This window comes from Rhabdobacter roseus, from assembly GCF_014202275.1.
GTDB classification, from domain to species: Bacteria; Bacteroidota; Bacteroidia; order Cytophagales; family Spirosomataceae; genus Rhabdobacter; species Rhabdobacter roseus.
Window position 1 is genome coordinate 970505 of the sequence record NZ_JACHGF010000001.1, and the last position, 11777, is coordinate 982281.

General features: G+C 51.7%; 8 protein-coding genes. 3 read left to right on the forward strand and 5 right to left on the reverse strand.

The features are described 5' to 3' along the window. Nucleotides 1-41: 41 nt before the first annotated feature. The gene (locus HNQ92_RS04095; protein ID WP_184171300.1) at nucleotides 42-194 is read right to left on the reverse strand and encodes a hypothetical protein; all 153 of its coding nucleotides are present in this window, start codon (nucleotides 192-194) and stop codon (nucleotides 42-44) included. 144 nt (nucleotides 195-338) lie between these two features. Here HNQ92_RS04095 and HNQ92_RS04100 point away from each other — a divergent pair, with 144 nt between their 5' ends. From HNQ92_RS04100 to HNQ92_RS04110, 3 genes are all read left to right on the forward strand, one after another. Further along, entirely contained in the window at nucleotides 339-1244 is a 906-nt protein-coding gene (locus HNQ92_RS04100) for a class I SAM-dependent methyltransferase (protein ID WP_184171303.1), read from the forward strand. A gap of 431 nt (nucleotides 1245-1675) precedes the next feature. Then, nucleotides 1676-2593, forward strand: coding sequence for a hypothetical protein (locus HNQ92_RS04105; RefSeq protein ID WP_184171306.1), 918 nt, complete (start codon nucleotides 1676-1678; stop codon nucleotides 2591-2593). 216 nt (nucleotides 2594-2809) lie between these two features. Continuing rightward, nucleotides 2810-3349 (forward strand): DUF6624 domain-containing protein, encoded by a 540-nt coding sequence (locus HNQ92_RS04110; protein WP_184171309.1) that lies wholly within the window; start codon nucleotides 2810-2812, stop codon nucleotides 3347-3349. Between the two features lie 204 nt (nucleotides 3350-3553). Here the strand turns inward: HNQ92_RS04110 and HNQ92_RS04115 are convergent, their stop codons facing one another. The 4 genes from HNQ92_RS04115 to HNQ92_RS04130 form a co-directional block, all read right to left on the reverse strand. Then, nucleotides 3554-4276 carry a TlpA family protein disulfide reductase gene (locus tag HNQ92_RS04115; protein WP_184171312.1) on the reverse strand — a complete coding sequence of 241 codons (723 nt, stop codon included), beginning with the start codon at nucleotides 4274-4276 and terminating at the stop codon, nucleotides 3554-3556. 985 nt (nucleotides 4277-5261) lie between these two features. Further along, nucleotides 5262-6239 (reverse strand): glycoside hydrolase family 43 protein, encoded by a 978-nt coding sequence (locus tag HNQ92_RS04120; RefSeq protein ID WP_184171315.1) that lies wholly within the window; start codon nucleotides 6237-6239, stop codon nucleotides 5262-5264. A gap of 67 nt (nucleotides 6240-6306) precedes the next feature. Continuing rightward, nucleotides 6307-8244, reverse strand: coding sequence for a RagB/SusD family nutrient uptake outer membrane protein (locus HNQ92_RS04125; RefSeq protein WP_184171318.1), 1938 nt, complete (start codon nucleotides 8242-8244; stop codon nucleotides 6307-6309). 18 nt (nucleotides 8245-8262) lie between these two features. After that, nucleotides 8263-11559 (reverse strand): SusC/RagA family TonB-linked outer membrane protein, encoded by a 3297-nt coding sequence (locus tag HNQ92_RS04130; RefSeq protein WP_184171321.1) that lies wholly within the window; start codon nucleotides 11557-11559, stop codon nucleotides 8263-8265. Between the last annotated feature and the right edge of the window lie 218 nt (nucleotides 11560-11777).

Genomic DNA, 11777 nt, shown 5'->3' on the forward strand with positions numbered 1-11777 from the left:
CTCAGAAGTGAGGGTTTTTTGTTACCTAATGGTGTAAATATCTATTGGGCATAAGCCTTTTTAGTTCTAAAATCACGGATGACCATATCCAGGAAAGTATTGACCACTGAGCGGGTCTCGCCGGTCAACTCTTGGGGCACTTCAAATTTATAGAGCAGTTCCAAATCTTTTACCATCGTCAGACTTTGTTGCATGGCTCCAAGTTGATAAGACTATGTTGACTCAGGCGCGTGGCGGCCACAGCGGCTCCTTAAGTTGCCGGGCTAAAAGTACGAAGGATTCGGGGAATGGAGGGTATTGCCTATTATTGTAGTGAAAATCGTAAACGCCAAGTACCCATGACCGTCGAGAAACGAAGCCACGAAGCGCATTCGGGCTGGTATGAAATCCAGTACAATTCCCTGGAAGCCCAGGAACGAGCCATCGAAACCTGGAAACGGGGCCGGGCCGAAGGTACCATCAACAACTGGATCCACCAGCGGCAGCTCCAGCTCACGGCCCCGTTTGTGGGTACTTCCCAAAGCTGGCTGACGGTGGGCGACGGCTACGGCTTCGACGCCAACTTCTTTTTTGAGCAGGGGCTCGACGTCACGGCCACCGACATCGCGGGTACTTTCCTGCCGCTGGCGCGCACCCACGGGCTCATCGAAAAGTACTCCGTCGAAAACGCCGAGCGGCTGAGCTTTGCCGACGGTACCTTCGACTACGTGTTTTGCAAGGAAGCTTACCACCATTTTCCCCGGCCCTACCTGGCCGTGTACGAGATGATCCGGGTGGCGCGCGAGGCGGTGATCCTGGTGGAGCCTCACGATCCGATCTCCAAAATGCCGCTCCTGCTGGCCCTGCGCAACATCCTGGACCGCTGGGATACGGCCCTGCTGCAGCGCTACTGGAAAAACCGCTACTCGCACGAGGAGGTAGGCAACTACGTATTTAAGCTCTCGGAGCGCGAAATGGATAAGCTCGCCAACGGCATCGGACTGCCCGCGGTGGCCTTCAAGGGCATCAACAACAACTACTACCACCCATCCATTGCCCACGAAAGAGCCGACGATTCTTCACCCGCCTTTCGGAAAATCAAGCGCAAACTAGCCCTGCACGACCTGTTGACGAAGCTCACGCTCATGCCGTCGCAGGTACTTTGTGCGGTTATTTTCAAAAAAATGCCCACCGCTGAGGTACAGCAAGCTATGCAGCGCGAGGGCTTTGCCTTCCACGTATTTCCGCCCAATCCGTACGCGTAGGGGGTACTTTGGTTGCTATAAACGAATGGATGGCTAGGCGTAGTGATGTCCAGTATTACGTTTGGTGGTTGTTTTCAAACTCCAAAGTACCTTTTTAAGGAAGTAAAAGCCGTTGAGTTCGGGTTAGGTCTGGCTTTGCAAGTCAAAGACTTGCGTGATTATTTATCACCAGTTTTATAAACTGACGATAGCGGAGACTTGCGTGATTATTGCTCACCTGTTTTATAAACGGGTGATAGCGGAGAGAACTTTTAATTTTGGAATTGACCCAGCGGGTGGAATTTTTAATAAATTAGGACTTGAATTTGGTAGTTCTGCGGAGACTTCAGAGGCCAGTCCTGTAACAAGAAAAAGATAAGAAGGGCCGGGTGCACTTGGGAGTGAGTCCGTCGGTGTAATTACGCTTATCAATTTAAGCTTGCTCAAATAAAATGATGAATCATATTCGCGTACTCTTATTAGCAATAGGCTTGGTGGCTTTTGGTTGCCAAAAGAACGTCGATCCTGTCGAAGTGACTCATTTTTTTATCGATGAGGAAGAACAGCCTATTTTAAGAGAATCAATTGGAGTATCGGAAGGTTGTGGTGGGTTTCTTTTACAAAGTATCGACTTTAATAACACCTTGTTCATTTATAATTTAAGAATTCAATTAACGCCTACGGGACGATTAGTCGCTATGGGGCTTAGAACTAGAGAAGGCGAAAGATACGAAATCCAATCATTTAACTCCTCAGATTTTGTTAACGTTTCTGAATTTAATTATGATAAGGTCAGAAAAGAAGTTTCATTCTCTGTGGCTGGCAAGTTATTTTCATCCTCATTAAATAAATCGATTAATATCTCGGGTCATTTTGAGAAATTAGCTGTAAAAACGTATGAATGCAATAAAGAAAGCAGTACATTTTTGGGTGAACTACAAGGGGCTAGCGAATCTTTTTTGACAGAAACACTATCTAGCACTTCAGCTATTCGTAGCACTCTCGGAGAAAATGCACAGGTCACGTATTTGCAGAACTTTTTATTGACTAATGCACTTAGTTTGCACTTTGAATCACCGGTTAGTTACAAGAACCTACCCGTAGGTACCTATACGTTAGGCCAGCCAGATGCAATAACGGTTTCTTTAAAAGAGTATAAAGGATTGTCCAATCCTATTACGTTTAATTCGTACGTTAGGAATGATTGGAGGGATTTTAAAGTGGAAGGATCGCTAACAATTTCCCGGCAATATGTAGTAAATGGTACCTCTTATACGGAAGGAACAATCAGTTTTCAGGCAGATAACGAATCGGACCATGTTCGGTACGTGCTAAGCAAAGGCGATTTTACTCTGCTAAATTTAGATTAGTATTCGAAGCGGGTACTTTGGTTTCTATAAACGTGCGACAGCTCTGCTGTCTGGCATTTTGTAAGTCAATAAAGTGGCGTCTCATCGCCGATTCCGGAGGCCGAAGTGGAACGGAATCACCCATTTATAGCAAAAGCGCAGGTAGTAAGTACCCCCACGACCGCACAGCGCGCATTCGCGAAAAAGTCAATTCGGATTAGCTCTAAAGTACCCTTTATGAAGATACATGCACTAGCTACCTGGGTACTGGCGGGAAGCCTCCTGCAATGTACCCAGGCCCCGGAGAAGGAGCCGCCAGGTACCTTGCCTACCACCCAAGGTACTTTTGCCCCCTATCTTCCCTCGATCATCAAGGCCGACATCGACCCCTACCGGCCGGTAAAAGGTAAATCCCGAGCGGAGATCAAAGACTTGCTGAAGGACATGTTTGAGGCAGACCAGCGCTGGCGCGATAGCCTGCATACCCGCCACCAGCCCGAACGAAATGCTTTTTATCAAAATAAAATGGTCGCGACCGACGCCGCCAACCGGATTTTACTGGACCGGATCATCGAGGAATTCGGCTGGCCTACCCTCAGCGCGTTTGGTGAGGAAGGGGTTGAGGCCGCCTGGTACATCCTGTGGCACCACCGGGACGACCGCACCTACCTGACCAAGTACCTGGATCAACTGCAACAAGCCGCCGCCCAAAAAGAGATACCCTACAACCACTACCTGACGGTAAAAGAATGGGTAGAATGGAAAGCTCCGCAGTAGGCAGGGGGTACTTTGTGAAAAAAGGCCCTGGCCTACGAGACTGCTTTGTGTTTGGCTCTCGGCATTTGTGAATAGGTACCTTCTTCATGGGCTTTCATTCGCCGGATTCCGGAGGAATCTCATGTTTATAGCAATAGCAGAAGTGACAGTGTCTCACGACCCCAGCGGGGTCGTACCGTAAGTTGCGCTGGATTGCGGGAGGGTTTACTTGAGGTACCCATCCAGTACTTCCAGTAGCTTAGTACCCCGCAGGCGCGTGGCCAGGACCTTGCCGTCGGGAGCTACCAGGATGTTGTAGGGGATGGAACTGAAATTGTACTTCGGGATCACGTTCTCCTCGGGAGTCTCTACGTTCAGCAGGTGTATCCATTCACCTACCTGATCATCTTCGATGGCTTTGAGCCACTTGCTGCGGCTGGCTGGCTTGTCGATGGAAATGCTCACGATCTCGAAGGAAGTACCACCATAGCGCTCGTAGGCCTTGCGTAGGTGAGGGTGCTCCACGCGGCAGGGCTTGCACCAACTGGCCCAGAAGTCAATGAGCAGGTACTTGCCTTCCAGGTCTTTGTAGCTGATTATTTGATCCGTACGATCAGGCAGAGCAAAGGGAGCCTCATGTATGTTATTAATCTGGATGATTCGGGTCTGACTTCCCTTTTTTCGCAAGTAGCTTGTATAAAAATCCTGAAAAAAGGAAGAAGCGATAAAGCGTTCGCTGGCACTTACGTAGGCACTATCCAGTGTAGTCTCATAGGTTTCGCCGTCAGGGAGCAAATCCATGATCACCTCCATACCAATGATGCATTCATGAGCTAGTACCGGGCTCTTGGTAGTGTCTACAATAACTTTTTTCGTATAGAGCCATTTTCTCCTGACATCATCTAATTGCTTTTGCAGCGAATCAGCAGCTACTGTATCGCCTTTCATAGTTGATTGAGTAATTTTATCTAGCAAAGCCCTGAATTGGGACGCGAAATGACTAGAAACAACATAACTATTTAGACCTAGGGCAAAGCTTGAGGGTGAGCCTTCCAGGGTAAAATCAGGAAACGGCGAATCAAGAGGTCTGCCACTGGTCTCAATAGTAATCCTTAGCGTTTCATCATGAAGCGCTAAATAAATCATCCGCGGGCGGGGAGATTTGAAGTAAAGGGAATAAGGTAGTTCTTCCTGATTACGGCCACGAAAAGTGAATTTCCCCTGTAGGTTAGTAAGGCAGGAGTCAATCCATTTACCATTATACCGCAGATATACCATCTGCTGAGGGGAAGACAAAAGGGTGCCTTCAATCGTAAAAGGCTTTTCGAGCTGTGCCTGGGCAGGAAATAAGCTACTGAAAAAACAGGCCCATAAACCGAGTAGTAGATGAAATTTCATAGGGCGCGTATCATTAAAAGGTGGATACTGTTTGTAAAGTACCTTGTAGAGTTCTCTTTTCTCTTAAAAGATGAGCGAGCTATTTGGTAAACAGGGATTTATACACGTACTCACGTAGCCGTAAATACTAGCTACTAAGGAAATGCTTAGTCGAAAGGTAAAGAAAAGCTATTACTAAAAAAATAGTTATTATTACTTTTTTGCAAATTTTTATTCGTTATGCACTAAAAAAGGAGGTAGATGTGAAGGCCAAGCCATACCCTATCCGGCCGGGCTCACGGTATTTATAGAAATACTGCTGCGTCCGGAATCGGGAACTCCCGGTGTGATGCCTTGGCGTTGCTGAGAGTTCTCTATAAGTACCTATCGCAAGCGGAAAAATTCGCAAACAGGGAAAGCTAGACCCAAAAAAAGGTACTTTGCAAAACCGGCCCGGGGGCTTTCGTTTTGCAAAGTACCTCTTGAAAAATCGACTAGTAACCAGCACTCCGGCCCAGGTACCTACTTGGGAATAGAAGGTACCTGCGGAGCTCGTTTAATGGCCAAAATCCGCCAGACTCCACCGGTCTTTCCACTCCACCACCGGCTGGTTGTCCTTAAACTGGATGGGTAGCCACAGGTAGCGGCTATCTTTCAGGTCCTTGGGATTCCAGCGATCGGCCATAAAAATGTATGCGTCTTTTTTGCCCTGCACCGGCAGAATGTAGGTCGACTGCCCGTCGAAGGTGATATTTGCCTGGGGGCCTTTCATGGGGTCGCCGAGGAGCTCCCAGGGACCAAAAAGCGACGTGGCCGTGTGTAAGGCGGCGGCGTTGGGTGCCCAGCCGGTACAGCCACTCGTGATGAGGTAGTACTTTCCCTCCTTTTTGAAAATAGCCGGAGCCTCGCGGTGGTTGCTGAAAAGGAGCGTGTCCTGGGTAGTGGCCGAGAGGAAGTCGTCGGTGAGCTTCACGATCCGTAAGTCGTAGTTTTCGCGCGCCGAGTAGATCTGGTACGCCGAGCCGTCTTCGTCTACGTACAGGGTCATGTCGCGTGACATGTGGCCGTTGGGGCGGAAGCTTTTCACGTACTGGTAGGGGCCCGTGGCCTTATCGCTGACGGCCACGCCAGCGCGCGCGGCTTTGTAGCCCTGCCCCGGCAGTTCGAGGTGAAACCACATCACGTACTTTCGGGTCTTCGGATTATAAATCACCTTGGGACGCTCCATGAGCCCGTTCGTCGCGATTTCGCTAGCCGGGTCGGTGGATTTCGCCAGGGCTACTCCTTCGTACTTCCAACTATGAAGGTCCTTCGACGAATACACGTTGACGCCTTCCGAAGCCGATTTACCGCGCTTTTCACCAAACCAGTAGTAGGTACCCTGGTCGAAAAGCAGGCCACCGCCGTGCGCGTTGATGACCTGGCCCTGGTCGTCGTACCAGACGGCTCCGGGCTCGAACTCGGTTTGGGCCGGGCTCAGGTTGGCATACGTAACCAAAGCCAGCAGCAAGGAAGCAATTCGGATGATTTTCATACAACTAGAAGCTAAACCGTAGCGCGGAAGGTACTTCTGCGCTACGGTAATCAGGAAAAATGATGATTTAAATCCGGTCTTCGTCCGCCACGGCATCTTCCCAGTTTTGCCACGAAGGAGCGCCGGGATCGTAGCCGTCATAGCCCTGATTCTGACGGAGCCGGTTACCGGCGTTGGCGTTGATGGCCGACTGCGGAATGGGCCAGTTGATGTTGTTAGGAGCGATGGTATACGAGCGATTGCGCACGGTTACTTTGCCCTTGTTGTAGAAGTCGCTGTGGTGCTGAATCCGCTGGTACCAGTAGCTATTCTGGGCCAGGTTGTCGATGGTGTAGGAATTGCCCCATTCGTCGGTTTTGCCGGACAGCGCCAGGCAGTACGACACCCGGCTCAGCTCCGTAAAGCGCCATTCTTCCATGTTCAGTTCGCGAGCCCGCTCGTCCATGATGTCCCCAATGGTTACGGCGGTGTATAGCTGCTCACACTTGGCCCGCTGCCGGATGGCGTTCACGTCGGCCGTAGCCCCGGCGATATCTCCCTTGTAAAACTTGGCTTCGGCGCGTAGCAGGTAGGTTTCGGCCAGGCGGTACAGGTACCAGTCGCCGGCCCCGCCCCGGTGGTTGGCTTCGTTGGCGTTTTGCGATTCGTTGGGATCTTCGATGTAGTACTTGTAGTGCGGCCAGTCAAACCAGCAGCGGATGGTGTCGTCGGTGAAATAGTTGCCCGACGGACCGCGCAGAGCTACATTCTGGCCAAAGTACGTACTGGTCGGGTCGTTGTATTTGAGCGAATCCATCCGAACCCAGTTCCCTACGGCCGAGCTGTGGCGCAAGTCGCCTTTATCATCCACGCCATTGACGTACCACAAGGACTTTTGGGCGTAGTAGGTAGGCCGAATGTGGGCAATACCCCGGCCCAATGCCCGTACGTAGTCGTACTGCGCGCGATGGTTGGCGTTGGAGGCCGGAAAATAGCGCATGGCCTGTTTTCCGTCCGGTGCTTTGGTATTGGCGTAATCCATAAAAGGCAGCCAGTTGCGCATGGAGTTCATTTTGATGCCCATGTCGGTGTTGATGCGGTTAGGCATTACCATCAGGGCCTCCCGGTTGGCACCGATGGCTTTGTTTTCGGGCCGGTGCAGATCCCACACGACGTTGCGCACGATGGGCCAGGTAGCTGAGTAGGGCCTTACATCGTTGCCAAAGGAGGCCTGCATCAGCGAGTAACCCGAGCTGTTGATCAGGATGTCGGCTTGCTCGATGGCTTTGTCAAATTGCCCCGTTGCCAGGTAGCATTTGATGAGTAGTTGCCGACAGGCCGCTTTGTTGACCATCCCCTTCAGGGCCATTTGGGATTGCTCAGGTACCCATTCTACGGCTTTTTCCATATCGGCGGTGATCATCTTCAGGATCGCTTCCCGCTGGGTAGAGCGGTAGTTCAGCTTAGGTACCTCCAGAATTTTGGTAACCAGGGGTACATCTTTGAATTGAAATGAGAGCGCCAGGTAGCGGAAAGAACGGTGGAAGAGCGCCCGGCCCCGGTACTCGTTCTTAACGTCCTCGGAAAGGCCCTGTACGTTCCCAATAAACGAAAGTACCGTGTTGGCGTACTTGATGCCGTTGTAGGTTTCGTGCCAGAAGTAACCTACGCGCTCGGGCATATCGGTGGGCGTAAGCCGGGTGGCAATATCCGCAAAAATGTTTCCGTCGTCTGTTTTGCTGGCCACGGCTACTTCCGAAAACATGTACTCGGTACTAATGGGAAGGCTTAGATCGGTATACTCGAAGTAAGTCCAGTAGGCACGGATGTGGCGGTCACAGATAGCCAGGGCCGCATCCAGGCCGCTCCGGGTAGAAAAGGTGAGCCCTGGCTCAAACAAGGATAGGGGCTCTGGCTGCAGGTACGACTCCTTGCAGCCGCTCATGCTGGCGGTCACGACGGCCAGTACCAGCAGAAGTTTCGCCAGCCTACGCGTGATCTTGGTAGTGAATTGGTTGATTTTCATTGTTTTATTTTCTTGCTCTTAAAAAGATACGTTTAGTCCAAGGGTATAAATTCTGGGGGCCAATCCTCCCGTTTCGATGTCCCAGTAGTCCCAGTTTCTATCTTGTTTCCAAACGGCCACGTTACGAATCGAGCTGTAAAGCCGTAGATTGTCTATGCCCCACTGGGAGAGCACTTGGCGGGGAAGCGTGTATCCTACCGTCACGTTTTCCAGGCGGACAAACGAGCGGTTGTACAGCATACCGGGCGAATTCACCCCCGCGGGCCCTTTGGCATCCAGACGAGCCACCTCGTTGGAGGGGTTTTCCAGCGTCCAGTATTCTTTGGCATAGGCGTTTGCCAGGTTGGTTACCAGCGAGGTACCGTTGTCCTGGTTCAGGTAGGCAGTACCCAGACTCTTGTGGCCCATGTACGAATACATGTTGAAGGAGAAACTCAGGTTCTTGTATTTAAAATCATTCCGCAACGACCACATCACTGGAGGGGCCGTTTGTCCCAAAAACTCTTTGTCCTGGTCGTTGTAAACGGGCGTACGGTTGGTGCCATCGGCACTGAGCCGATCGTCGGCGGTATAGTTGTTAGCTACTTTGGGGTCGCCGGGGCGCTGCCCATACTTGGCCGCTTCTTCCGCTTCGTTCGCCTGCCAGATACCCGTTACCCGGTAGTTCCAGATGGCACTGACGGGCTGCCCGATGAACCATCCGTTGGCGATATCATCCCTTTCTTTGGTACCTGTTACGTTGCCCTGGCTGTCCCGTACCTCGTCGTACACATAGTACAGGTGCTTGATGGTGTTTTTGTATTTTGAGAACCCAAAAACCGAGTTCCAGGTAAATGAGCCGCGCCGTAGGTTTTCCGAGTTCAGGCTGACCTCAAAGCCCCGGTTTTCTACTTTACCCAGGTTGGTGGTAATACTGCCAAATCCGGTAAAGCCCGGCAGAGACCGGTTCATGATCATATCAATCGTGGGCGTAATGTAGTAGTCTACCGTACCGGAGATGCGGTTTTTTAGCAGCCCAAAATCCAACCCAACGTTAAAGGCCTGGGTTTTTTCCCACGACAGATTCGGGTTAGCCAAGCGGCCCACGGTCAGGTAGCGGTATTGGATAAGGTTCCCGCTGGCATCCAGGTACCCCATGGTGGCTCCTACGCCCGCTCCCAGGTTGGCCAGCGCCAGGTAGGGGTCGGCCAGGGAGCGGTTCCCATTTTGGCCCCACGACAACCGAAGCTTACCGGTACTCAGCGGTCCCCAGTCAAAAAACGTCTCGTTGGTGAAGGTCCAGGCCACGGCTGCCGAAAAGAACGTGGCGCGTGGGTTGGAGCTTCCAAAGGCGGAGTACCCGTCGCGACGAACCGAGGTCGTGATCAGGTAGCGGTCGTCGTAGGAATAGAAGAAGCGAGCCAGCATTCCGTCGGCCGTTTCTTTTACGTCGTCCGAGTCGAAACTACTCCGGTTTTTGTCGCCATAGTAGGTTTCGTGGTACCCCAACGCATCGCTGGGCATGATGTTCCGGGCCTGGATGCGGTCCAGCCAGGACTGTCGCATCTCGGCTTCCTGCACCAGGGTCACATTCACCCGGTGCTTCGTGCCAAAGGCATAGTCCCAGTGCAGGGTATTGTTAAGCGACCAGTCCAGGCGCTGGGTTTGCTCACGATTGACGAGTCCATTGGTACCCCGCCAGTCGGGGTGGCTGGCCGACTCCCAGTAGCGGTCGTGAAAGAACTGGTAGCGGGGCGAAAAATTAAACGAATACGTAATATCAAACGGTAGCTTTACTTTGGAAGTCAGGATGGTATTAAACACGGTAAATCCTTTATCCAAGGCCAAGTACTGCCGGTTGAAGTCATAGTTGTACCCAAAGTTATTGACCATGTTGTCGCCCATGGGATGTACCAGCAGATTTCCGTCAGCGTCTTTGTAGCTGGCGAAGGGCGCATTCCGGGTAATCTGCGTGCCCCAATCCACCGCCAGGTCGCCGTCGGTGCGTTGCTGGAAGTTCACGTTGGCTCCCAGAGACAGCCATTTGGTAATTTGCCCCTCCACCTTCATGTTGGAGCGGATGGCGCTGTAATCGTTCCCTTTGGCCACGCCCTGGTTAGCCAGGTACCCAAACGACAAGTAGTAGTTGATGTTGTCGGAAGCTCCGGATACGCTTACGTTATAATCCTGGTTCACTCCGGTGCGGAAGCTGTGTTTGTACCAGTCGAAAGATTGCCCGTTCAGGTAGTTCGTTAACGCGGTACCTTGCATCAGCAGGCGCTTGGCCCAAATCTCCTGGTCGGAGGCATTGCCGTTTGAGGCCGCCGTGAAGCCCCGCCACTGATCGAGCGTAAGGCCGTATTGGGACAGGTTCGCCTCGGTGGGTTGGTGGTAGTAGCCGCGCTGGTTCGCAAAGCTGGACCGATAGGCTTCGTACTGGCCGGTAGCCGCATTTAGGCCGTAGGTAGGGGCCGTGTACCAGTCCTGGCGGTACTGCATGTACCCTTCGGGATCAAATACATTCCGGTTGGAACCCATCGTCACCGCGGCCACGTTGGTCGTAAAGTTGATCTTGGGTTTGCCTACCTGGCCTTTTTTGGTGGAGATAATAAGTACCCCGTTGGCGGACTTCGCTCCGTAAACGGCGGCCGCGGAAGCATCTTTCAGCACATCAATCTGACTGATGTCATCGGGGTTAATCTCGGATAATTCTCCGTAGAAGATCATCCCATCTAGAATGATGAGGGGGTCGTTGTGCCCACCCGCCGTATACACGGAGCGCTGGCCGCGGATCTGGATGGACCCACCTCCCTTGGCCGAGGGGTCGAAGCCTACCGTCACGCCGGGGGTACCCCGCAGAATATCCTGCGTGGTGTTAGGGTTTTGGTCGGCAATCCGGTCGGGGCGAATCTGAACGATGGACCCCGTCAGATCCTTCTTTTGCATGGTGCTGTACCCCACCACCACTACTTCGTTCAGGGTTTTATTGTCTTCCGAGAGCGTCACATTGAGGGTTCGTTGGGTACCTACCACGCTTTCCTTACTTTCATAGCCTACGTACGAAAACACCAGCACCGCCTGCTCGTTGGGTACTTGCATGGTATAGGCTCCGGTTGCATTGGTGGAGGTACCTTCCAAGGTACCTTTCAGGATAATGTTTACGCCGGGCAACGTTTCGCCCTTCTCATCGGTTACCTGTCCGGTAACGGTTAGCCCGGTTTGCTGTCCAAAAGACACGGGTGAGGAGAGCCAGCAAAAGACAAGCAGGAGCAACCCCGCCCATCGTATGGAGGTAGTCTCCTGATGTGACTGAAAAAGTAGCCGTTTAATGTCCATAGATTGAGTAGGTATTGTTTTGGTTATATAGAAAAACTGATTTGATACGTGCCATTAAAAAGCAAAGTCTATGTTTGAATAGTGCAAAAATAATAAAGTACTATTTGTGCGATGGGGGTATTTTTCGGCAAAAAAGGGGGGGATTTTCGGCGTTAGGTACTAAAGCGTTACAATTTTGACCATTTGGGAACAGCAAGGCTCAAGGTACTTTCGCAGAA